The following is a 24,888-nucleotide window of genomic DNA, read 5'->3' as shown; positions in this document are numbered from 1 at the left end:
TCTTACAAAATAATGTTTGGCATTTTCATAGCATTTTTAGCGGGATTAGTTATCCTAGAGTCGCTAGAAAAAGAGCCCGTAAATTGGTTTGAGAGTTATATAAACCAAGATAAAATACCGTTTGGAAGCTATGTCTTATTCGAAAGCTTATCGCAAAATAAAAGTACCGATATAACCTTAGTTGATGTACCTCCTTATGAATTTTTACAAGATACAGTACACCAAGGCACCTACTTTTTTCTTAATAATAACGTTTATTTTGACAAAGATGAATTAAACACATTATTAAATTGGGTTTCAAAAGGCAACAACGTATTCTTATCTGCTAATAGCATAAGTAAACCTACGAAAGATTCACTAGGATTACAGACAGAAACGTTGCTGTCTACTAAGGATATGAGGCAAAGACCTCTTTTAAATCTTTCGAATCCTAAATTTAAGCAAGACAGCGCATATGACTTTGGGAGAACTAGTTATGTATCATATTTCAACGAAATAGACACGCTTAAAACTACAATTTTAGGTTATGCAGACTATCTTAATGAAAATAGAGCGATAAAGGAAAACTACGTAAATTTTATAAAATTACCATATGGTAAAGGCTCGCTTACTTTACATCTTTTTCCTAAAGCATTCACCAATTACTTTATGTTAATGGAAGACAACATAAGCTACACAGAACACGCTTTAGCTTATTTAAATACTAATGACAAAATATATTGGGATAGGCATTATAAAAGCGGTCAAACATTTCAAACCTCATTAATGTATGTGTTGTTTAGTAATAAGTATTTTAAATGGTCTTATTATTTATTGTTAATAACAGGAGTCTTATTTGTAATTTTTGAAGGCAAGCGAAAACAAAGAGCCATTAAAGTAATTACACCACTAAGCAACAAAACTTACGATTATACCAAAACTATTGCAGGTCTATATCTAGATAAAAAAGACCATAAAAGTATTATTAATAAACAAGTTTCTTTGTTTATGGAATATATAAGGAATGAGTTAAGGTTACAAACCACTACTTTAAATGATAATTTTTACAGACAAGTAAGTGCAAGAAGCAATAATACTTTTGAAGACACTAAAGCATTATTTAATTTTTTAAAACAGATGGAAGCAACTAAACATCCTAAAAAAGAAGATGTTTTAAATGTTAATCTACACATTCAAAAGTTTAAATTGAAATAAACCTACAATTATGACCAAAGCTGAAAAAGTTCAATTTGTAATAGATAAACTCCAGGAATTATACCCAACCATACCTATACCATTAGATCATAAAGATCCTTATACGTTATTAATAGCAGTACTTATGTCTGCACAGAGCACAGATGTTAGGGTAAATAAAATTACACCACTCTTATTTGAGGTTGCAGACAATCCTTATAAAATGGTAAAATTATCTGTTGAAGAAATTAGAGATATAATTAAACCTGTAGGTCTTTCTCCTATGAAAGCAAAAGGTATACACGGTTTGAGTGAAATCTTAATAGATAAATATGATGGCAAAGTTCCTGCAGATTTTGAAGCTTTAGAAAGCTTACCAGCTGTAGGGCATAAAACAGCAAGTGTTGTAATGAGCCAAGCTTTTGGCATTCCTGCTTTCCCAGTAGACACTCATATTCATAGGTTAATGTATCGTTGGAATTTAACCAATGGAAAAAATGTGGTGCAAACCGAAAAAGACGCAAAGCGATTATTCCCAAAAGAGCTTTGGAATGATCTTCACTTACAAATAATCTGGTACGGCAGAGAGTATTCTCCAGCAAGAGGTTGGGACTTAGACAAAGACATTATTACTAAAACCATAGGTAGAAAAACTGTATTAGCAGATTACTACAAAAAGAAAAAATAGAACATAAAAAAAACCCATTCGGCTAAGTAATGGGTTTGTTAGAACAATCTAGATGAGACTAGTTTAAAATTGTCTCAAACTTTAGTGGGTCACAATCAATAACTCGCAATGCCTTCGAATAATTCAACAAAAAGGCAATTGTTTCTTTTTTTGGTTTTAATTGAGAAACCTCTTCAGAAGATGTATTTGAGTAAAGTTTTGGCATGGTTTAAATTTATGCGTTAGTTATTCCTAAAAACGCCTAAAATTCAAACATATTGTATTTAGTAATTGGTTAATACAATATTATGCTCCTCTATAACTTTTCTCAAATTAATTAATGCATATCTCATACGCCCTAAAGCAGTATTAATACTCACATCTGTCTGTTCTGCAATATCTTTAAAGCTCATGTCTTTATAAATACGCATTATTAAAACTTCTTTTTGATCTTCTGGCAATTCATGTATTAATTCGCGTACATCGCTTTCTATTTGCTCTTTAATGAGCATCTTTTCAGCATTTAATGTATCTTCTTTTAAAACATCAAAAATGCTAAAGTCACCTTTACCTTCAAACTTAGGCATGCGACTGTTTTTTCTAAAGTGGTCTATAACAAGATTATGAGAAATACGCATAACCCAAGGTAAAAACTTACCTTCCTCATTATATTTTCCTCGCTTAAGAGTTCTTATAACCTTAATAAAAGTGTCTTGAAAAACATCTTCTGTTATGGTACGGTCAAAAACCTTAGAATAAATAAAACTATAAAGTTTTTGTTGGTGTCTATTTATTAGAGTGCTTAGTGCTGTTTCGTCACCATCCATATATTTACGGACAAGAGCTGCATCTGAAGTTGAATATTGCATCATACATGTTACTTTTAGGTGCCTCGAGAGAAGCGATCATAAATTTTTTAAAGTAACTGTATGCTATAGGCAATATGATTTAGTGTGATACGTTGGGCGTAAATATAACAACATTCAAATCAATTATGCAAAATTAAACTTAAAACTTTAACATTTAATGTTTTAAAACCTCAGGATTAAAGCAAAAATGCTTTGCTTATCTTTGCAAAAATTGCAGTTTACTACATATGAAAGTCCAAGATATAGATGTTAATCCTAAGAAAAACATCATCATAAAAGGCGCAAGTCTTCATAATTTAAAAAATATAAATGTTGTCATACCAAGAAATAAATTGGTGGTCATCACAGGACTTTCTGGTTCTGGAAAATCTAGCTTGGCTTTTGACACGTTGTATGCAGAAGGCCAACGCCGTTATGTAGAAAGTCTTTCCTCCTATGCTAGGCAGTTTCTTGGCAGATTAGACAAGCCTAAAGTAGAAAGTATTAAAGGAATAGCTCCAGCAATTGCTATTGAACAAAAGGTTAATAGTACAAATCCTAGAAGTACTGTAGGCACATCGACGGAGGTATATGATTATTTAAAACTTTTATTTGCTCGAATAGGACGAACATATTCCCCTAAATCTGGTCAAGAAGTAAAAAAAGATACAGTAGCAGATGTTGTAAAGCATATCTCCAACTATGAGGAACGTACAAAACTCCTACTATTATCTCCTTTTTTAATTGAAAAAGGAAGAACCCTAGAAGAAAAACTAAACGTATTATTACAACAAGGGTACAGCAGAATTTTGGTAGATGGTGATGTACAACGAATAGATGAAGCCAATCTTCCAAAAAAACCTAAAGATTTGTTTTTAGTGGTTGATAGAATTATCACAAAAAATGACGAAGATTATCTTAATAGACTGGCAGACTCCATACAAACTTCTTTTTATGAAGGTAAAGGCGAGCTTTTTATTGAAGAACTAGATACTAATAAACGTTATCATTTTAGTAATAAATTTGAGTTGGACGGCATTTCATTTTTAGAGCCAAATCCGCATCTTTTTAGTTTTAATAATCCCTATGGTGCGTGCCCTAAATGTGAAGGTTACGGAGATGTAATTGGTATAGATGAAGATTTGGTAATTCCTAACACAGGACTATCAATTTATGAGAATGCTATATTTCCTTGGCGTGGTGAAAGCATGAGTTGGTATAGAGATCAATTAGTTAACAACTCACATAAATTCGACTTTCCTATTCACAAACCTTATTTTGAGTTATCTCAAGAGCATAAAGACTTAGTGTGGACAGGCAACAAATACTTTACTGGCTTAAATGACTTTTTTGCTGAGCTAGAATCTAAAGCCTATAAAATTCAAAACAGAGTAATGCTATCTAGGTATAGAGGTAAAACTAGATGTACTGTATGTAAAGGAAAAAGACTTAGACCCGAAGCCAATTACGTTAAGGTTGGCAATGCAACTATTACAGATTTGGTTGAGCTTCCTCTAAATAATGTAAGAGATTTCTTTACATCTCTAACTTTAAATGAATATGATGTAGTTATAGCAAAGCGGCTTTTAAAAGAAATTACGAGCAGGTTGGAGTTCTTATCTAATGTTGGTTTAGATTATTTAACACTAAATAGAAAAAGTAACACACTTTCTGGTGGAGAATCCCAACGTATTAACCTCGCAACATCTTTAGGTAGTAGTTTAGTAGGATCTATGTATATTTTAGATGAACCGTCCATTGGTTTACATCCTAAAGACACAGAGCGTCTTATTGGTGTTTTAAAAGATTTAAGAGACTTAGGTAATACCGTGATTGTAGTAGAGCATGACGAAGATATCATGAAAGCTGCAGACGAAATTATAGATATTGGTCCAGAAGCAGGAACACATGGTGGTCACGTAGTCGCTACCGGAACCTATAACGATATTTTAAAATCCAACTCTTTAACCGCAGATTATTTAAATGGCACTAAGGAAATTCCCTTACCCGACAAAAGAAGAAGTTGGAAGTATGAAGCTACAATAGTTGGTGCTAGAGAAAATAATTTAAAAAATATTGATGTTACGTTTCCTTTAGGTGTGTTTACTGCTATTACTGGAGTTTCAGGTAGTGGAAAAAGTACTTTGATTAAAAAATTACTGTATCCAGCAATGTTAAAAGAAGTTGGCGGTTATGGTGAAAAGGCTGGACAATTTTCTGAACTTAAAGGTAAATTTGGAAATGTAAAAGCTATCGAGTTTGTAGATCAAAACCCTATAGGTCGCTCTTCTAGAAGTAATCCAGTAACGTATATAAAAGCCTATGATGATATACGAAGTTTATTTGCTTCTCAGAAATTATCTAAAATAAGAAATTACCAAGCAAAGCACTTTAGCTTTAATGTTGATGGTGGCAGATGCGAAACTTGTAAAGGCGAAGGTGAAGTTACTATAGAGATGCAATTTATGGCAGATGTTCACTTACAGTGTGAAACTTGCCAAGGAAAGCGTTTCAAAAAAGAAGTGTTAGAAGTTAAATATGGTGATAAATCTATACATGATATCTTAACTATGACGATAGATGATGCCATTTCATTTTTTGATGAGCAAGCAGAACTTAAAGTTACTCGAAAACTAAAACCCTTACAAGATGTTGGTCTTGGTTATGTACAATTAGGCCAAAGCTCTTCTACACTTTCTGGTGGCGAGGCTCAACGTATTAAGCTTGCTTCTTTCTTAGTTAAAAGCACATCAAAAGACAAGGTATTATTTATTTTTGACGAGCCTACAACTGGATTACATTTTCACGATATTAATAAGCTTTTAAAATCGTTTAATGCACTTATTGAAAAAGGACATTCTGTAATAGTTATAGAGCATAATATGGACCTTGTAAAATGTGCAGATTACATCATAGATCTTGGCTTGGAAGGTGGTGAAACTGGTGGTCAATTATTAGCATATGGCACTCCAGAAGAAGTTGTGAAGAATAAAAAAAGTTACACCGCTAAATACCTAAAAGACAAGGTTTAAATTTACATTCTAATGTATAATAAAAAAACGCTGGTAATTTAATTACCAGCGTTTTACATATTAGTTGAATTTAAAACTTATTCTTTTAAAATAGATTTTACCACAGTTTTACCATCTATTTGTGCTCTTAAGAAATACTGCCCAGCACTTAACGTAGTTAAGTCTAAAGTATAATCTTGGCTATTAGGCTTCTGTTTAATTAATTGCTGTCCTAATAGATTAATTACTTCAACAGAATCAATAGTTTCTTTAGAATTAATAGTTAAATGTCCAGTGCTAGGATTTGGATAATATGTAAAGTTAGTTGCACTAAACTCATCCACAGATAATGTAGCACAAGTTACGTCTGCTAACCAACCTGTCTCTTCAACTGAACTATCTGAAGTAAAAACAATAGTTAATGCACCTGAAGGATCTGTTGATGTAAATGCATCTCCAACAGATAGTAAACTTGTATCTACAGAAGGTGCACCACCATCTCCACTCTCTTCACCACAAAGTGTTTGTGCTAAAACTGGGAATGTGGTATCTGGACCATTATAAATGGTCATAAAATCCCAACAACCATCTTGACTTCCTGCAGCTGTAGCTGTTTCAATATCTACGTAAGTAAACGTAATAGTAACAGCATCTCCAGCGTTGTCTGGTGTAATTGTAGTTGTAGTAACCTCACTAGAAGAATAATTACCATCTACTCCACCACTATCGCTAAAAGTGCCATCACAAGCTGGTGGCGTTATTAAGGTTTCAAACTCTATGTCTGTAGTTTCTGATATACCATCTGTATCACAATCTGAATAAATATAAGCAGTAAACATTGAGTTAGTGTCTAACCCTGTTGCTGTTGCTGTTAAAGTTCCAGATGCAACAGTTTCTGTATAAACAGGCGTTCCAGATCCTGGACTATCACCAAAACTATAAACTTCTAAAACATATCCATTTGTTGCATTAGTTTCTTCATCCCAAGTAAATGTAGCTGATGTATCTGTAATTGCTGAAACATCAAAATTAAGTGGTTGTAAACAAGCCGCTGGTAAATCACAAGTGATATCTGCTTCCCAACCTGCATTTTCAACTACACCTGAAGATGTAAATTGAAATGTTAAGCTACCATCTGAAGCAAATGAAGTATATGAGATTGGAGTGCCTCCCATAGGTATTTCTGGTACTACTTGAGGGCCACTACCATCACCAGTATCTACAGTAAGTACATCAAATTCTGTATTGTTTACAAAGGTAAATGTGGCAGTAACTACATCTCCTGCATCATCTGGAGCAATTATAGTTGTGTAGTCTTCGTTATTTTCAAAGTCACCATTTGGTCCTCCAGTATCATAAAATTTGCCACCACAAGCAGGATCTGGAAAATTGGTTTCAAATGTCACCGAGTCTGATGCAGACAAACCGTCGGCATCACAATCTGCAGTGATGTATGCGTCATATATAGTAGTATCTGATAAACCTGTTGCTGTAGCTGTAAGCGTTCCTGCAGGTATATTTTCTGTATAAACAGGAGTTGCTGTTGTAGGGTCTGCTCCTTCGCTAAATACAGAGAAGATATACCCATTATTAGCATTTGCAACTTCACTCCAACTAAATTCTGCAGTGTCTGTAGTAACATTATCAAGTACTAAATCTGGTGCCATACAAACAGGAGGCACATCGCAAGAGATAACGGCTTCAAATCCACCAAAGTTAAAGACTTCATCAGATGTAAATACAATTGTTAATGCTCCAGACATATCTGTTGATGTGAATGAATCACCTATTTCAAGATTACTTGTATCAACAGATGGTGTTGCTCCAGAACCACTAGCCTCACCACAAAGAGTTTGTGCTAATACAGGAGACGACGTATCTGGTCCATTATAAATGGTTAGGAAATCCCAACAACCATCTTGAGTTCCTGCGCCTGTAGTATTTACTTCAATATCAACAAACGTAAAAGTTAAGGTTACAACATCTCCATCATTTTCAGGAAAAATTGTAGTTGTAATTAACTCACTGTCCTGATAATTGTTATCTCTTCCTCCTGAATCTAAATAACTGTTACCACAAACAGGATCTTCAATAGTAGTTGAAAAACTTAATGTGTTTTGAGCAGAAATTGTACCACCACAATCTGAATTTATATACGCATCGTAAGGTGTAGTTGTAAATAAGCCTGTAGCTGTTGCCATAGTTGTTCCCGCACCATAATTAGCGCTAAACACAGCAGTTGCAGTAGTAGGATCTGCGCCAGCTTCAAAAACTGATAGTGTATAACCATCAACAGCACCTGGAACATTATCCCAAGTAAAATCTGCATTTTCTCCAGTTGGGCTTACTACAAAGTTTTCAGGTGCTAAACAGCCTGAAACTTGTATACAATTACCGCTTATAGTAATTACACTATCTAAGCCGCCATCATTTAAAAGCCATTCATTAGTTGCATTTCCATCATTATCAAATACAGATAACTCTCCTATTACACCTACAGAAGTTGACTCTATACCAACACTTGTTCCTGCAGTATTTGGGTTTCCTTCTAATTGAACCCAATATCTTACAGCTTCTGTACCTGTGCCTGCAAAAGAAATTGTGCTTGGTAAATCTAAAACTACATCGTGTACATCAAATCCAAAAGCTGTCCCTATAACATCTTGAGATGTTGGGACTAAACTAATTATTGAAGCACCTATTTGTGTACCAGGCAAACCAGCATCATCTTCATAAAATGTAATATTAACACTTTCTAAACCACCTTGTGTTAGTATGTTAGCACTAATTTGGTTAACATCAAACGTGTCTGTATTTATTGAAACAAAAAAATCATCTGCAACTTTTTGACCGCCAGCTTCAATAAATAATCCATTTTCAAAATTATTACTTACCTGCTCTTGGCTACAGCTTAAATCGCCTTGAAGGTTAAAACCAGATTGTACGTGTGAGGATTGAATTTCTGTAGATCTCTGTAAAGAATTACTAGACATCTTAAGAGCTTTAGGCGCTTGTTGCTGTGCAGAGATATTTACACGCCTTTCAAAAACTTCTTTTTCCAAACCAAATAGGGTTTGAAGTTTTGCTTCAATTTCTTGTTCTTGTGTTGTTGTTTGTCGCTTTTCTTGCGCTTCCAAAGATGTTAAGGAAATTGTAAATATTAACAAAAAAAGCCAATAAGTAATTTTTTTCATAAGAGGAAATTTAAAATTTGTTAAATAAATTTATACAATTAACATTATACCTATTAATAATATCTTGTTAAAGTTTATTCCTACAAATGAATTTAACAAAAAACACCTACAGCGTTAACTGTAGGTGTTTTTGTTATTAAAATAAAAAACTTAAGCTTTTATTGTTTTTTAAAAACAGGCAATAATTTTGTGGAAACTTCACCAAAACCTAACCTTATGTCTTTATTCTCACAGTAACCTCTAATAATTACCGTATCATTATCTTCTATAAATTTACGATCACCACCTTCTTTTAATTTCACTGGCTTCTCTCCTCTCCAAGATAACTCTAACATAGATCCGTAAGAATCTGGTGTTGGACCAGATATAGTACCACTACCCATCATATCTCCAGAATTTACAGGACAACCATTAATAGTATGGTGTGCTAGCTGCTGGCTCATATTCCAATACATGTATTTAAAGTTTGTATTAGCAACAACAGTTTCTACTTTATCTTCTGGTTGTATTGCAACTTGAAGTTTAATATCAAAGCTCTTTTTCCCTTTGTATTGAAGGTATTCCAACTGTTTCTTTAAAGGTTTTGGGCTGTCTGTCCTAAAAGGTTCCAAAGCGTCCAGAGTAACAATCCAAGGTGATATTGATGAGGCAAAACTTTTTGCTAAGAAAGGTCCTAATGGCACATATTCCCATTTTTGAATATCTCTAGCACTCCAGTCATTAAATAATACTAGTCCAAAAATATAGTCTTCAGCTTCATCTATAGGAATTGGTTCTCCTAAATGATTAGCATCTGTTGTTATAAAAGCCATCTCAAGCTCAAAATCGACTAAACGAGATGGTCCTAATTTAGGGTTATCTGCACCTTTTGGTAATTTTTGACCTAATGGTCTATGTACTGGAATACCACTTGGTATTATAGAAGAACTACGACCGTGATATCCAACTGGTATGTGCAACCAATTTGGTAATAACGCATTATCTGGATCTCTAAACATTGTACCTACATTGGTAGCATGTTCAATAGAGGAATAAAAATCTGTATAATCACCAACTTGTACTGGCAATTGCATTTCTATTTCATCCATTGCAAAGAGAACACGTTCTTTATGCTCATCGTGATTTTGTAAAGATTTATCTTTAACATCAAAAAGCTCTGCGATTCTATTTCTTACTAAACGCCAAGTTTTCTTTCCATCGGAAATAAAGTCGTTTAGCGTATCCTGTAAAAAAATATCATCTGTTAAAGGAATACCCTCAAAGTATCCTAATTGGTGCAATGCTCCAAGATCTATAGCGGTATCTCCAATTCGTGTTCCAATAGTAATGACATCGTCACGTGTAAGGAATACACCAAATGGAATATTTTGAATTGGAAAATCAGATTTATCGGGAACCGGCAACCACGTTTGTCGTTTTGGGTCGTTAGCGGTTATTTTCATAGAGTTTATATGTTTATATGTTGTGCAATAAAGTAATCAAATATATACATTAAAGACAATTTTACACTTGCTTTTTGTTATTTTTGGGCTTTCAATTAAAGATTTACCTCCTATGCAACGTGATACTGAAATATTCGATTTAATTTCTAAAGAAAAAGAACGCCAAACAAATGGTTTAGAGCTTATAGCAAGTGAAAATTTTGTTAGTGACCAAGTTATGGAAGCTGTTGGGTCTGTACTTACAAATAAATATGCCGAAGGTTATCCTGGTAAGCGTTACTATGGTGGTTGTGAAGTTGTAGATGTTGTCGAGCAAATTGCAATAGATAGAGCAAAGGAACTTTTTGGAGCTTCTTGGGCAAACGTACAACCTCATTCTGGATCTCAAGCTAACACTGCAGTTTTTGCAGCTTGCTTAAATGCAGGTGACAAATTTTTAGGTTTTGATTTATCTCATGGCGGTCACCTAACCCATGGTTCTCCAGTAAACTTCTCTGGTAAATTATACAATCCTGTTCATTATGGTGTAGAACGTGAAACAGGACGATTAGATTATGATAATATTCAGAAAATTGCAGAGCGCGAACAGCCTAAGCTTATCATTGCAGGAGCTTCTGCCTATTCAAGAGAGATAGATTATAAGCGTTTTAGAGAAATTGCAGATAGCGTAGGCGCACTTTTAATGGCAGATATTGCGCATCCTGCTGGTTTAATTGCAAAGGGCTTACTATCTGATCCTATTCCTCACTGTCACGTTTGTACAACAACTACTCATAAAACATTACGCGGTCCTCGTGGTGGTATGATTTTAATGGGTGAAGATTTTGATAATCCATTTGGATTAACATTTAAGAGTGGCAAACCTAAAAAGATGTCTTCTTTATTTGATAGCGGCATTTTCCCTGGAAACCAAGGTGGACCTTTAGAGCACGTAATTGCAGGAAAGGCTATTGCTTTTGGTGAAGCGCTTACAGATGAATTTTTACATTATATGGTTCAGGTTAAGAAGAATGCTCACGTTATGGCAGAAGCTTTTGTTGAAAGAGGTTATGATGTGATTTCTGGCGGAACAGACAACCACATGATGCTTATTGACCTTAGAAATAAAAATGTAACAGGTAAACTTGCTGAAGAAACTTTAGGTAAAGCAGAAATTACTGTAAATAAAAATATGGTTCCTTTTGATACTGAGTCGCCATTTGTAACATCAGGAATACGTATTGGTACTGCTGCGGTTACTACTCGAGGTTTGGTTGAAGATGATATGAAAACTATTGTAGAGTATATTGACCGTGTAATTAATAATATTGAAAATGATAGTGAGTTAGATGCTGTTAAAAATAGCATTCATGATATGATGAACGGCAAACCTTTATTTGTTGTTTAATCTAATTTTATAGATATTCTAAAAAGCCTGTCTTCCTAAAAAGGCAGGCTTTTTTACTTAAAAGGCATAAAAAAGTATTCTTGTTAATTTCTATGTTGAAAAAAATGCCTTATCACTTGCATAACATTTACCAGCTTTAGTATCTTTGACAAACTTTACGAAAAAAACTGTTATGTTCGATTTTGACCAATACTTAGGCTTTTTAGCATTCTTAACTATTTTAACCATCGGTTTTTGGTTAATGATATTTTTAGCATCTTTTATTCCTTATTGGATTGGTGGTGCAATTATGGAAATGGTAAAAGAAAAACAAGCTGAGCGTAAAGCTAAAAAACAGGCAAATAGCTAAAATCTTATTTAGCTTTATTTTATAAAAAAACCCTTCTAAATAATTTTAGAAGGGTTTTTCTGTTGTAGAGAGTTAGCTGTACTAACCTTCAAACTCTCCACCTTCATCATCTCCTCCATCGTATCCTCTTTCTCTTTTCTTTTTCTGATTAAATCTATACGTTAAAGAAAGTGTAGCTTGGCGTTGTCTCCATTGGAATTCACTTTCGTTAAAAAATGTATCTGTAAAGGTTTCAGAGCGTCTTTTTCTACTATTAAAAACATCGCTTACATTAAAGCTAATAGTAGCTTGTTCTTTAAATATATCTTTACTTAATGCTACGTTGGTAGAAAATACACCTTCGCTTTTAGACTGTGCATCTTCACTAGGACCACTATAAAACATACGTGTCTGGAAATCTATATTTGCAGGTAACGTAACTTTACTATTTAATCTTACAAAATAACTTGTGTTGTCTGCTCCAAAATCTTGGCCATTAAACGTACCTTCTGTCTTAGAGTTGAATAAGTTAAAGTCAGAATTTAAGGTCCACCATTTTGCAGGCTTGTACATTAATGTTAATTCAAAACCATAACGGTCATTACTGCTTAAGTTTACAGGAAAACGTCTTACTACAGCATCTCCATTATTGGTAACTTGGCCAGTATCTTCACTTATAAATTCAAAAACATCTGTACTTCTTGTATAATAAATAGATGTATTTAGAGTAAAGCCTTTCCAACGTTTAAGGTATCCTAAGTCTACACCATCAGAAAATACAGGGTCTAAGTCTGGATTACCTTGAAATAAGTTTGTTTCACTACTTCTTGATGGAAACGGATTAATAAAACGACTACGAGGTCTTCTTATTCTTCTATTATATCCTAAAGTTGCACTACTACTTTCAGTAAACTCATATCCTAAATTTACAGTTGGGAATAAGTTTGTGTAATTTTTCTTAGCTAAATTATTTGTGGTTATCTGGTCTATAGTAATTTGAGTATTTTCTAAACGTAATCCCAATAACACAGAAAACTTATTAATCTTTTTACCATATTGAGAGTATAACGCATTTACACGCTCTCCATAAAATAACACATTACTTAAAGAGTCATTTCTTATAAAATTGTTATTATCATCTATAGCAGATACTGTATAATCTGTAGTTAAGTCATTAAAGGTTCCTCTATAACCTGCTTCAAACTGAGTGTTTTCATCTATTGGCCAAACGTAGTCTGCCTGTAGTAAAATTTCATTTTGATCTTCCAAAGTTTGTACTCGCTCTTGGTCTGTCACTAGCTCGGCAGGAAATGTGTCTGTATCTGTAATGTTAGAAAATTCGTCTTCACTACTCTTTTCATATTGAAAATCGAATGTTAGCTTGTGGCCATCATCATTAAAATCTTTCACATAGTTTAAAGAATATTGAAATGTTTGGTCATCTTCTGTTTCTGTATCAAAACGTCTGGAAGCGTTAGACAACGCATCTCTTGTATCCTCATACCGGTTTGTAATTGTATTATTTTCTGAAGAGTTGTCTTGGTTTCTTATAAAGAATGAATTTGTAAGAGTAGAGCTTTCATTAATAAACCACTCTAAACCAATATTGCTATTAAATCCTTTTCTAAGCCTTTCAAAATCTCTGTCTTCATCTACAAACCTGTATTGTAAATCCTCATTAAAACTTTCTCTATTATTAAAGCCACCACCATTAGATTTTCTGTAAGAATATCCAGTATTGGTAAATAGGTTTATATCCTTAGTTCTATAATTTACACTTGCAGAAGCTGTATTGTTTGCAGGATCTCCTACTGTCACATTTACGCTTCCATTAAATCCTACAAGTTTATCTTTTTTAAGAATTATATTTAAGATACCACCAGTACCTTCTGCATCATACCTAGCAGAAGGAGATGTAATAACCTCAACACGCTCAATAGCCTCACTAGGTATTTGTCTAAGACCATCACTACCACTAATACCTACTAGTCCAGAAGGTTTACCGTTAATAAGAATACGTACGTTATCATTTCCTCTTAACGCCACATTACCTTCAACATCTACAGATACACTAGGAACATTATCCAATACATCACTCACCGAACCACCACGAACTAGCAAATCTTTACCTACATTGTAAATTTTCTTATCTAGTCTTATATCTACTTGAGTTGTTTCTGCTCTAATAACAACCTCATCTAAACTGTCTGAAGCAAAATCTAAACTTACAGTACCTAAGCTGGTAGACTCTGTTATTGATTTTTCTGAAATTATATAAGGCTCAAAAGAAATATACTCGATTGTAATTTTATAAGTGCCTACAGGAACCTGGATAGAATACTTACCATTTGCATCTGTTACGCCACCAGTTAATTTTGTAGCATCATTAATACTCTGAAATGAAATTGTAGCATACTCCAACGGTATGTTTGCAGATTTATCTACAACAGTTCCTGTTACAGTAACTTCATCTCCAGAAGACTGTTGTGCTAAAATTGAATTAGAAAAAGTTAGTATGCTTATTAAAGCAACTAGAAGGTTTTTAGTCATTACATTAATTTTGTGTGTTTGACTACCTAAGTGTAGAGATGTAAAATCTATAAGAGTTAAGATTGTGTTAAAAGAAAAAAGACCGCAAAATTGCGGCCTTTTAAAATTTAATATGTTGTAAAAAATTACTTTTTACCCAATAGTGCTACATATTGGTTATACTGGTCATTAGTTAGAATTTGCTTTACAGACTCTAATCTATAAGTTTCCATTTTTGCAATTTTTTCAGATTTTGCTGTTGCAGAAATATCTGCATCCATAACCTGTTTTTTGTGAGCTTCAAATTGAGATAGATTTTGCTCCATCAATTTAACCTGCTTTACATCTAAATCTAAAGTGCTTTTAAGTGTTGCAACCTTAGCTTTAGCAGCTTGCTCAATAGCCACATCTGCTTTTTTAGTGCTTGCAGATTGGGCTTGTGTTGTAAATGTAAACCCTACAACAAGGGCTAATACTAGTAATAAGCGTTTCATAAGTTTAGTTTTAAGATTTTAAATATACAAGGATTATATGAAATTCCTAAACTTAAATTGGTTCTTGATTAGGTTTATCTAATAATTCTTCAATTTTTTCTGAAGGTCTTCCTATTACGGCACCATAATCTGTAACAACAATAGGACGCTCTATAAGTTTAGGGTTATTAACCATGGCATTTACAATATCTGTTTTGCTCAAGTCTTTACCCTTATAGTCTTCTTTCCAAATCTTTTCATTTTTCCTTACAAGATCAATTGGTTGTATTCCAATTTTACCAATTATTTCTGTTAGTTCTTGAAAAGAAAGGTTGTCATCTAAATACTTAACAGTTTTAAATTCTTTCCCAGATTCTTCTAAAACTTTTACGCCATCTCTAGATTTACTACATCTTGGATTGTGATATATTGTTATCATGTTGTGTTAAATTGGTTAATCTATTTGTTATCGTCTTTGGTGCTTAGCATCTTTAAATATAAGTCGTATTGTGGTTTTGTAAGTATATTTCTAGTTGCTCTTATACGTTGTTCTTCTAAAACATTAATTTGAAATGTCTTGTTTTTCTTCGGGATGTCTTTTTGTAAGACCTCATCTATTTTTAGGGAATACTTAATTGTATTTCGTTCAAATTCTTTAGCCTGCTTATCTGTTAACCCTAATTCTGAAGCTAGTTGTTCAGTTTGTTGTCTTACCTCTTTTTCAAGTTCTTCACTGGTACGTTCTTGCGTAATACTTTGGGCGTTAAAAGCCACTGTATTAGCTATTAATATGGTAAGTATTATAAGTATACGTTTCATCACTATATATTTTAAATTCTTAAATAATATAATGCTAAGTATATGGACCATCAAAAAAATGCTCTTAAACTTTTCTAAAACTATAGGGTATCTTCTTCTTGTTTTTGTCCTGAAGCCATAAGAAAAGCTTTAAGAAATGCATCTATATCACCGTTCATAACTGCATCTACGTTACCAGTTTCGTGAGCCGTTCTTACATCTTTAACTAACTTATAAGGATGCATAACATAATTCCTAATTTGTGAACCCCATTCAATTTTCATTTTAGAGGATTCTATTTCATCACGCTGTGCTTGTTGTTTGCGCAACTCAATCTCATACAATTGCGATTTAAGCATTTGCATAGCTTTTTCCCTATTTTCTAGTTGTGAGCGTGTTTCAGAATTATGTATCACAATTCCAGAGGGATGGTGAGTAAGTATAGCTTTGGTTTCTACCTTATTTACGTTTTGGCCACCTGCACCACTACTTCTTGCAAAGTCCCAAGAAATATCTGCAGGGTTTATATCTATTTCAATAGAATCATCTGCCAATGGGTACACATAAACCGAAGCAAATGAGGTATGCCTTTTTGCATTGCTATCAAAAGGTGAGATTCTTACAAGCCTATGCACTCCATTTTCGCCTTTTAACCAACCAAAGGCAAAGTTCCCTTCAATTTCTAAGGATACTGTCTTAATTCCTGCAACATCGCCATTTTGTAGGTTAAGCTCTTTAATTTTAAATCCGCGCTTTTCTGCCCACATTAAATACATACGCATAAGCATTTCTGCCCAGTCGCAACTTTCTGTTCCTCCAGCACCAGCAGTAATTTGAAGTACCGCACTTAAATCGTCTCCTTCTTCGCTTAGCATATTTTTAAACTCTAAATCTTCAATAAGATCTTTAGCTTTTGCATAGCGTTCTTTCACGTTGGTTTCTTCTGCTTCGCCTTCTTTGTAAAATTCAAAAATAACTTCTAAATCTTCAACAAATGTAATGGCTTGTTCGTAATCTTCAACCCAAGTTTTCTTTACGTTTAGCTCTTTCATTACAGCTTGAGCTGCACGAGGATTATCCCAAAATTCTGGGGCAAATGTTTGTTCTTCTTCGTTGGTTATCTGTATGCGCTTTGCATCTATGTCAAAGATATCTCCTCAAGCTTTCCACGCGCTTTTGGAGTGATTTTATGTGGTCTGTGGTTATCACGATTGCTAGTAGTTTAAATATTTAGCTCAAAAGTAAGGTTAATGATATGTTGTACCAAATTAAACGGTTTCTATGAATATCTCAATAACGTAATCTTTACATAACGCTCCCATAACGAGCTTTTTTATATCTGCACATATTTTTGTTGCAAATAAGATATATGCAATTCAAGCTTTACACACTGTACTTCTTAATATGTACCATTATTTTTGGCACCACACTAAATTATAACTCAACTAGTGTAAATAACGACTACTACTCTACTCAGATAATTGAGGACAGTAACGCGTTCTTAAATGCAACTAAAACTTTGGATAGTGTAGCTCAACAATTTAGTGCTTCTAAAAGCTCTGTGTCTAACTTAAAGGAGCAATTAGCTACCGCAAGACATTCTTTTAAGCGCATAGAGTTTTATACCGCTTTTAAATATGCAGAGTTTATAGAGTCTCATATAAATGGTGCGCCATTACACAAAGTATCTTACGTAAAGAACCGTTCTGAAATTAAGCCGCCAGAAGGATTGCAAATTTTAGATGAGCTAATTTACAGTGAGGATGTTCACAAAGAAGCCATTAACATTGCCTCTCTTACTAAAAAACTTTATTTCTCCAGCTTAAGGTTACATAAGAATGTACAACAACAACATCCTACACATTCTGTACTAATAACAGCATTAAGAATTGAACTTATTAGAATTTTTACCTTGGGTATTAGTGGATTTGATACGCCAGGATCTTTAAATGGTATAAGCGAGACTAAGGTTGTATTAGATAATATGTCACTTCATCTTAATAAGATTGATAAGCAATCACATCATAAGGCGATAACTCATTCATTGTCGATATTAAATAGAGGTGCTACTTACTTTAATGAAACTAATTTCGAAAATTTTGACAGACTTGGTTTTTTAAAAGAAATTATAGATCCTTTATATAAAACATTGGGAGATTTTCCTTTAGATGACGAAAGCTACAGCTATATCTTAAAATCACTACCCTTGAATTTAAATACAACGTCATTATTTGATGATAAGTTGTTAGATCCTTATTTCTATACAGACCTTACAGAAAAAGAAGATTCTGAATTATTAACGTCTTTAGGTAAAAGCTTATTTTACGATACCAAGTTAAGTACAACAAATACTGTAAGTTGCGCATCTTGCCATAATCCTAAATTGGCTTTTACAGATGGCTTACCAAAACCTATAAGCTTTAAAAATGGAGATACCTTACAAAGAAATACACCTACATTATTAAATGCAGTATATGCTAATCGATTTTTCTATGACTTAAGGGCTTTTAATTTAGAACAACAAGCTGAGCATGTTATCTTCAATGAAAACGAATTCAACTCCAGTTATACAGCAATTCTTAATAGCCTATCAAAAAATGAAGCCTACACTTCTAAATTTAAAAACACATTTGGCGATACTTTAATATCTAGAGAACGTGTTTTAAAAGCCTTGGCATCTTATACAAGTTCTCTCAGATCTTTTAATAGTAGTTTTGATCGTTATGTTAAAGGAGAATCTCAAACCATTCCAGAATCTGTTGCTAATGGATTTAATCTGTTTATGGGAAAAGCCAATTGTGCTACCTGTCATTTTGCTCCTACTTTTGCAGGGTTAGTACCACCATACTATAAAGATTCAGAAAGCGAAGTGCTTGGTGTTTTAAAAAACCCAAGAACAACACACAAAGAACTAGATGATGATAAAGGTAGAATTACAAACGGCATACATACTGAAAGTGCTTGGATGTATGTAAATGCATTTAAAACAACCACTGTAAGAAATATAGAAGTTACTGCTCCGTATTTTCATAATGGCGCTTATAAAACTTTAGAAGAGGTCATCGATTTTTACAACAATGGTGGTGGCAATGGCGTAGACTTAAACGTAACTAACCAAACACTTTCTGAAGACTCTCTAAACCTTTCTGAAGCGGAAAAACAAGACCTCATCGCATTTCTGAAATCTCTAACAGATACTGCTTCATTTTGAATTAACATACTTTATCTACAATTAAACTTGAGGTAACAAAAGGGTAAGATTTACTTAGTTTCATTACAAGTTCATCAGTGTATTTTTATTGAAAATTAACCAACCAAAAAAATATCAAATGAAAAGACATTTACACCTTATAAGAACACTTATAGTATGTTCTTTATTTGTTAGCTACAACCAAAGCAAAGCACAAGATGCAAACAATTGTATATCTTGTTTTACTTCTTTAGCTCCAACAGGACAAGCAGAAACTTTAGATATTCCTAGCACGCATAGATTTCAACTTATTTTTAAGCAAGGTGAATCTTACACCGTACAAAATGACGTGATTGCTAACAATACCGTACCAGGTAATCACGATTTTACAGGTTATGTTCCTATTTCAGGAAGTAGTACTTTAGGATATGTTGCTGTGAATCACGAAACCAATCCTGGAGGCGTTTCTGTCTTAGATGTAAGCTTTGATACAGAAGAAAATTTATGGAGTGTAGATGCTACCGAAGCTGTAGATTTTTATGATGAAAACCTAGTTACAACTATAAGAAACTGTTCTGGTGGCGTTACACCAATGGGAACAATTATTACAGCCGAAGAGTCTTCAAGTGATGACTCCAATAATGATGGCTACCTTGATGTGGGCTGGTTAGTAGAAATAGATCCTGTAACCAAACAAGTTATGGACTATGATAACGATGGCATTAAAGATAAACTTTGGGCTATGGGAAAAATGAACCACGAAAACGTTGTGGTTTCTAATGATGGAACTGCAGCTTATTATGGCGAAGATGGTGGTACACAATGCATGTACAAATTTGTACCAGACACACCTTTCGATTTATCTTCTGGAGACGTATTTGTATTAGTTGCAGACATAAACGATTTACCAGGTATTGGTACTGGAGAAGTTAATAATCCTAGTGCCACTTGGGTACAAGTACCTAACGACACACAAGAAGAGCGCAACAATATAAGAGATACGGCAGCATCTTTAGGAGGTACAAATTTTAATGGTGTAGAAGACGCCGAAATAAGTGTGGTAGATGGTCACGTTTATTTTGCATCAAAAGGATATAGTAGGATATACAGATTTACAGATGATGGTTCAACTACTGCAGATTTAGAAACTTTTGTTGGTGGTGTTACAACAATGTATACGCTACAGACAGAATCTGGACCAAGCGTAGCACCTTGGGCAAACGGAAACGATAATATCACCATAGACAATGATGGTAATGTATGGGTATTACAAGATGGCGGTAATAATTATGTATGGGTTGTAGGTGTAAACCATACACAACTTAATCCAGATGTAAGAATATTTTCAAGAACACCTACTGGAGCAGAGCCAACTGGTTTAACTTTCACTCCAGATAACAAATATGGTTTTTACTCTATACAACATCCATCTGGTACAAATGGTACACAAACAGATGCTACAGGAAACGATGTTAGTTTTAACGGTTCTGCTACTGTCGTATTTGCTTTAGAAGAAAATTTAGGTGCAGAAGTACTTTCTACTGCAGAGTTTCAATCTTTAGAAGGTGTAAGCATATACCCTAACCCAACAACAGGTATTGTAAATATTGAGCTTAGTAGTATACCAGAAAAAGCTTCAGTAAATGTGTTTGATATGTTAGGAAGACAAGTATTAGCAATTTCTTCAAATGACTTAACTATAAATCAAAATACAATAACTGTGGATTTATCTCAAGTAAATTCTGCTAATGGTATGTTGCTTTTACAAGTAACTGCAGATAATAAACGTTTTGAATACAAGGTGTTAAAAACTACAAAGTAGGTAATTTAAGTAGATTAATGAAAAGGCTGGCAACATTTATATGTCCAGCCTTTTTTAGTTATAAACTATTATGTTTAAAGTATTAAAATTTAGATTCTGTATTGGTTTATTTTGTTTGGCAGCAATACCATTTACAAAAGCACAACAACTTAGTCCACTAAAAAATAAGGTGTATTACTCTGTAGAAGATGCATTAACTGAAAATTTACAAGCAAGACAACTTAATTTAAGAGATCAGGAGTTATTACACATCCCAAATAATGTAGAATTACTTGAACAACTTCAGTTTTTAAACCTAATGCGAAATGATATCACATTTTGTTCTGAAGCATTATTTAACCTATCTAATTTAGAAACGCTTAACCTTAAGTTAAATGGGATAACAGTATTACCGGACAACATAGGTAATCTTAAAAAGTTAATTCATTTAAATATTTCGGCAAATAAATTAAAATCACTGCCTAATACAATTGGTAACCTTAAAGACTTGAAGGTGCTTTACCTTTCTTTAAACGCTTTAACTACGCTTCCTACAAGCATAGGACAATGTAAAAACCTTACAGATTTAGATTTACAGAACAACCATATTAGCTACCTTCCAAGTAGTTTTAAAGAGTTACAAAATTTGAAACTACTAGACTTGTCTCATAACCAACTTTATGAATTAGATAATTCTTGGATAGCATCAGCTCAACTTGAACGGCTTAATTTAGAAGATAATGTATTAAACTGGCTACCAGAATCATTTGGAAATTTAACAGGTTTAAAGACACTTAATTTGTCTAATAATCAATTAAAAGTCTTACCAGAATCTTTAGTACACTGTGAACAGCTTGAGCTTTTAATACTATCAAACAATAAACTTACACACTTGCCTAAACACCTTAACAGGTTAAAATCTCTTTCAACACTTACTGCGTTACACAATAATTTTTCTGAAAAAGAAAAGCAGCGCATTAAGAATGCACTGCCTAACTGTAATGTTTATTTTTAAAATTCTTATTGGTTTGGATACCAATCTAACTGTATAACGTTTATTGAAGCATCGCCTTCGTTTACTAGTGATTTAAATTTGGAAACATCACTCAAACCTTCGGTACCTCTATAATGGTATGGATAAACTTTGTTTGGTTTAAAGTCTAAAACAGCGCTTGCAGCATTTTCAACTGTCATAGTATAAGGTAAGTTCATGCATACAAAAGCAATGTCTATATTTTGCAGGCTTCTCATTTCAGGAATATCTTCTGTATCTCCGGAGATGTATACTCGTTTGTCATTTTTTTCAATTACATAACCATTACCACGACCCTTTTCGTGAAACTTTTTAGCTTCTTCGCGCAGGTTATACATAGCAATCCCTTTAATATTAAAATCGCCAATATTGGTATCTTGATCATTGTTTAAAACAGTTACCTTGTCTTGCCATTCCTTCGGTAACTTATCCTTTACCGCTTTAGGAGCAATTATTTTTGTATTTGGTTGGTAAACAGCTGCAACAGTTTCGGCATTAAGATGGTCTCCATGTATATCTGTAATTAAAATAACATCTGGTTGTTTTTGGTCTTTATATGCTTCTGCTCCACCAACAGGATCCACATACATTACAGTATTATCCCAGTTTAAAATTAAGGATGCATGGGATATAGGTGTAATACCTATACCGTTTTCTGTAAGTGTTGTGGTACTCACTTTTGTTTCTGTTATTTCTTTATCTACTTCTGCAGTTTCAGAATTAGGCTCTGTTTCTTTAGTCTCTGTCTTACAACTTATAGCTATAAGTGATAATAGTGTGATAAATGCTATTTTTTTCATTGTTATTAATTTAGTTAAGTACTTTTTCTATTTCTTCTTCTGTATTGTTATTAGAGTTTACCAATTCCATGATTTCTTCTGGAGACATATAAAACTTCATTATTCGCTTTTTGTATTTAGGAGATATTGATGCGTGATTAAGTATAAAGTTTTTTGTTGCTAAAATATACTCATGCATACCGTAATTTACAGCATATGTATCTGCAGAACGCTCTACTTCTTGTATATGAGATTTAGAATATAGATACTTTAATCCAAAAAATATCATGCCTAAATTAGTACGTTCTCTATAGTCCATAACATGACCAAGCTCATGACCAAGCCAACCTATAAGGACATCTTCATCTACATTATGAATATCAAACTCTTCTTCTTCAATATGAAACTTCTCACTAATAAGTATAATGTATCCTCTATCTTCTTTAGATCTAAAAAAACTAGCCCAAGTAGGTTGTGCCTGCATGGTAGACTTTTTTATTGCTTTCTTAAATTTAAACTCGACTGGAGTATCTTTTAATTCTGGATAAAAGGATAAAGCTTTTAGTGCTTCTTTTTCTATACTCTTAGGTATAATTTTATTTTGATATTTCATTAAGGGTTGTGTAGTAGTTTGAGCCTTTACATAGCTAGCCGCTAATAATAGGCTTAGTATGACAAGGCAATGTTTCATAACACTTTCAAGATAATAGAAAAAGCATCAGTTTGTGTTAAAATTTAGGTAAATGAGTATTAAAATTATACTATCAAAACTGTGAAAAATGTACTATAAACTAAATATAGCATAGTATCTTTGTACACTAATAAACGCTTGTGATCCTTTCTAACTATACCAAAGAATTTAGTACCAATCTTAAAATTGCATATCCAGTAATGCTAGGACAGTTAGGTCACGTACTTGTTGCGTTGGCAGATAACTTAATGGTAGGGCAATTAGGTGCTGCAGAATTGGCTGCCGTATCTTTAGGTAATAGTTTAATATTTATAGCTTTATCTTTAGGTATAGGATTTTCCTTTGCAATAACACCTTTAATTGCTGAAGCAGATGGCGCAAATGATATTGATGCTGGAAGAGATTACTTTCAACATGGTGTTATTATGTGCACCTTAAACGGAATCCTTTTATTTTTCTTATTGTTGTTGGCAAAGCCCATATTATATGCATTAAACCAGCCGCCAGAGGTTGTTGCTTTGGCAATTCCATATATGGAGATTGTGGCATTTTCATTAATTCCATTAATGACGTTTCAAGCATTTAAGCAATTTGCAGATGGTTTATCACAAACCAAATATGCAATGTATGCTACATTGGTTTCTAATATTGTAAATATAATCTTCAACTATTTACTTATTTACGGATTTTGGATTTTCCCAAGACTTGAGCTAGAAGGCGCAGCAATTGGGACATTAATTTCAAGATTTTTTATGCTTTGGTTTTTATGGTTTATCCTTAAACGCAAAACAAAATTTGCTCAATATTTTACCACATTTAAAAGGGATCATTTAAACAAAAATGTATTTAAACGATTATTTGCATTAGGATTTCCTACAGCATTACAAATGTTTTTTGAAGTTGCCATTTTTACTGCTACTATTTTTCTTGCAGGTATTTTGGGAACCAATCCTCAAGCTGCAAATCAGATTGCATTAAACTTATCCTCTATGACGTTTATGATTGCGGTTGGGTTAGGTGTAACCGCAACAATACGCGTGGGCAACCAAAAAGGTATGCATAATTATAAAGAGCTAAGACGTATAGCACTGTCTACATTTCTTCTAATTTTCATAATACAATCTATTTTTGCTTTAATGTTTATTCTAACTAAAGATATACTACCTACTTTTTATTTAGATAATGTTGAAGTTATCGTCTTAGCATCTCAGTTGTTAATCGTTTCTGCTATCTTTCAATTAAGCGATGGAATTCAAGTTGTGGTATTAGGCGCATTAAGAGGTCTTCAAGATGTAAAAGTTCCTACAATTATATGTTTTATTGCCTATTGGATAATTGGTTTCCCTATATCCTATTACTTTGGTAAAGCAGAGCAGTTAGGAAGTATGGGCATATGGTTAGGTTTATTGGCTGGTTTAACGGCTAGTGCTATTATGTTATACATCAGGTTTAATTATTTATCGAAAAAGTTGATTTTGACTAAAACTAAAATTCCTAATTTTGAAACCCATTAGGTTAACCACTTAATTTATAAAAGCTTTTTT

19 protein-coding genes are annotated in these 24,888 nt (G+C 33.3%); 9 read left to right on the top strand and 10 right to left on the bottom strand.

The window, feature by feature from the left end:
- The first annotated feature begins 12 nt into the window (after window positions 1–12).
- Together CA2559_RS09155 and CA2559_RS09150 are read left to right on the top strand one after the other, a co-directional pair.
- A complete protein-coding gene (locus CA2559_RS09155) occupies window positions 13–1,194 on the top strand; it encodes a DUF4350 domain-containing protein (protein WP_158305533.1) in 1,182 nt (393 codons plus the stop codon).
- Window positions 1,195–1,204: 10 nt separating this feature from the next.
- Window positions 1,205–1,861 (top strand): endonuclease III domain-containing protein, encoded by a 657-nt coding sequence (locus tag CA2559_RS09150; protein ID WP_013187596.1) that lies wholly within the window; start codon window positions 1,205–1,207, stop codon window positions 1,859–1,861.
- A gap of 263 nt (window positions 1,862–2,124) precedes the next feature.
- Here CA2559_RS09150 and CA2559_RS09145 read toward each other — a convergent pair whose 3' ends face one another.
- A complete protein-coding gene (locus CA2559_RS09145) occupies window positions 2,125–2,712 on the bottom strand; it encodes an RNA polymerase sigma factor (protein ID WP_013187594.1) in 588 nt (195 codons plus the stop codon).
- A gap of 224 nt (window positions 2,713–2,936) precedes the next feature.
- On the opposite strand from CA2559_RS09145, the gene uvrA reads away from it, so the two are divergent.
- Window positions 2,937–5,720, top strand: a complete 2,784-nt coding sequence (gene uvrA / locus CA2559_RS09140; RefSeq protein WP_013187593.1) for an excinuclease ABC subunit UvrA — start codon at window positions 2,937–2,939, stop codon at window positions 5,718–5,720.
- A 77-nt stretch (window positions 5,721–5,797) separates the two neighbouring features.
- Here the strand turns inward: uvrA and CA2559_RS09135 are convergent, their stop codons facing one another.
- Together CA2559_RS09135 and fahA are read right to left on the bottom strand one after the other, a co-directional pair.
- A complete protein-coding gene (locus CA2559_RS09135) occupies window positions 5,798–8,893 on the bottom strand; it encodes a T9SS type A sorting domain-containing protein (RefSeq protein ID WP_013187592.1) in 3,096 nt (1,031 codons plus the stop codon).
- Window positions 8,894–9,051: 158 nt separating this feature from the next.
- Window positions 9,052–10,335, bottom strand: a complete 1,284-nt coding sequence (gene fahA, locus CA2559_RS09130; RefSeq protein WP_013187591.1) for a fumarylacetoacetase — start codon at window positions 10,333–10,335, stop codon at window positions 9,052–9,054.
- Window positions 10,336–10,447: 112 nt separating this feature from the next.
- Between fahA and glyA the strand changes: the two genes are divergently transcribed.
- Window positions 10,448–11,722 carry a serine hydroxymethyltransferase gene (gene glyA, locus CA2559_RS09125; RefSeq protein WP_041241176.1) on the top strand — a complete coding sequence of 425 codons (1,275 nt, stop codon included), beginning with the start codon at window positions 10,448–10,450 and terminating at the stop codon, window positions 11,720–11,722.
- 172 nt (window positions 11,723–11,894) lie between these two features.
- Entirely contained in the window at window positions 11,895–12,071 is a 177-nt protein-coding gene (locus CA2559_RS13875) for a hypothetical protein (RefSeq protein ID WP_013187589.1), read from the top strand.
- Window positions 12,072–12,152: 81 nt separating this feature from the next.
- Here CA2559_RS13875 and CA2559_RS09115 read toward each other — a convergent pair whose 3' ends face one another.
- The 5 genes from CA2559_RS09115 to prfB form a co-directional block, all read right to left on the bottom strand.
- Window positions 12,153–14,600, bottom strand: a complete 2,448-nt coding sequence (locus CA2559_RS09115; RefSeq protein ID WP_013187588.1) for a TonB-dependent receptor domain-containing protein — start codon at window positions 14,598–14,600, stop codon at window positions 12,153–12,155.
- A 125-nt stretch (window positions 14,601–14,725) separates the two neighbouring features.
- On the bottom strand, window positions 14,726–15,073 hold the full coding sequence (locus CA2559_RS09110) for a hypothetical protein (protein WP_013187587.1): 348 nt from the start codon (window positions 15,071–15,073) through the stop codon (window positions 14,726–14,728).
- Window positions 15,074–15,125: 52 nt separating this feature from the next.
- The gene (gene arsC, locus CA2559_RS09105) at window positions 15,126–15,491 is read right to left on the bottom strand and encodes an arsenate reductase (glutaredoxin) (RefSeq protein WP_013187586.1); all 366 of its coding nucleotides are present in this window, start codon (window positions 15,489–15,491) and stop codon (window positions 15,126–15,128) included.
- A gap of 20 nt (window positions 15,492–15,511) precedes the next feature.
- The gene (locus CA2559_RS09100) at window positions 15,512–15,871 is read right to left on the bottom strand and encodes a hypothetical protein (RefSeq protein ID WP_013187585.1); all 360 of its coding nucleotides are present in this window, start codon (window positions 15,869–15,871) and stop codon (window positions 15,512–15,514) included.
- 80 nt (window positions 15,872–15,951) lie between these two features.
- A protein-coding gene (gene prfB, locus CA2559_RS09095; protein WP_148232798.1) for a peptide chain release factor 2 occupies window positions 15,952–17,059 on the bottom strand; the annotation gives its coding sequence in 2 pieces (ribosomal slippage) (window positions 15,952–16,995 and window positions 16,997–17,059; 1,107 coding nt in all).
- Between the two features lie 160 nt (window positions 17,060–17,219).
- Between prfB and CA2559_RS09090 the strand changes: the two genes are divergently transcribed.
- From CA2559_RS09090 to CA2559_RS09080, 3 genes are all read left to right on the top strand, one after another.
- Complete coding sequence (locus tag CA2559_RS09090; RefSeq protein WP_013187583.1) at window positions 17,220–19,061, top strand: cytochrome-c peroxidase; 1,842 nt, start codon at window positions 17,220–17,222, stop codon at window positions 19,059–19,061.
- Between the two features lie 118 nt (window positions 19,062–19,179).
- Complete coding sequence (locus tag CA2559_RS09085) at window positions 19,180–20,862, top strand: alkaline phosphatase PhoX (RefSeq protein ID WP_013187582.1); 1,683 nt, start codon at window positions 19,180–19,182, stop codon at window positions 20,860–20,862.
- A gap of 70 nt (window positions 20,863–20,932) precedes the next feature.
- The gene (locus CA2559_RS09080) at window positions 20,933–21,856 is read left to right on the top strand and encodes a leucine-rich repeat domain-containing protein (RefSeq protein WP_013187581.1); all 924 of its coding nucleotides are present in this window, start codon (window positions 20,933–20,935) and stop codon (window positions 21,854–21,856) included.
- A 5-nt stretch (window positions 21,857–21,861) separates the two neighbouring features.
- Here CA2559_RS09080 and CA2559_RS09075 read toward each other — a convergent pair whose 3' ends face one another.
- Together CA2559_RS09075 and CA2559_RS09070 are read right to left on the bottom strand one after the other, a co-directional pair.
- Window positions 21,862–22,674 carry an MBL fold metallo-hydrolase gene (locus CA2559_RS09075; RefSeq protein ID WP_013187580.1) on the bottom strand — a complete coding sequence of 271 codons (813 nt, stop codon included), beginning with the start codon at window positions 22,672–22,674 and terminating at the stop codon, window positions 21,862–21,864.
- Window positions 22,675–22,684: 10 nt separating this feature from the next.
- Window positions 22,685–23,266, bottom strand: a complete 582-nt coding sequence (locus CA2559_RS09070) for a hypothetical protein (RefSeq protein ID WP_013187579.1) — start codon at window positions 23,264–23,266, stop codon at window positions 22,685–22,687.
- A gap of 218 nt (window positions 23,267–23,484) precedes the next feature.
- On the opposite strand from CA2559_RS09070, the gene CA2559_RS09065 reads away from it, so the two are divergent.
- Entirely contained in the window at window positions 23,485–24,858 is a 1,374-nt protein-coding gene (locus CA2559_RS09065; RefSeq protein WP_013187578.1) for an MATE family efflux transporter, read from the top strand.
- Window positions 24,859–24,888 lie beyond the last annotated feature (30 nt).

Origin of the sequence: Croceibacter atlanticus HTCC2559 (genome assembly GCF_000196315.1) — a bacterium.
GTDB lineage: Bacteria > Bacteroidota > Bacteroidia > Flavobacteriales > Flavobacteriaceae > Croceibacter > Croceibacter atlanticus.
This window is presented reverse-complemented; position numbering and strand designations above follow the sequence as displayed.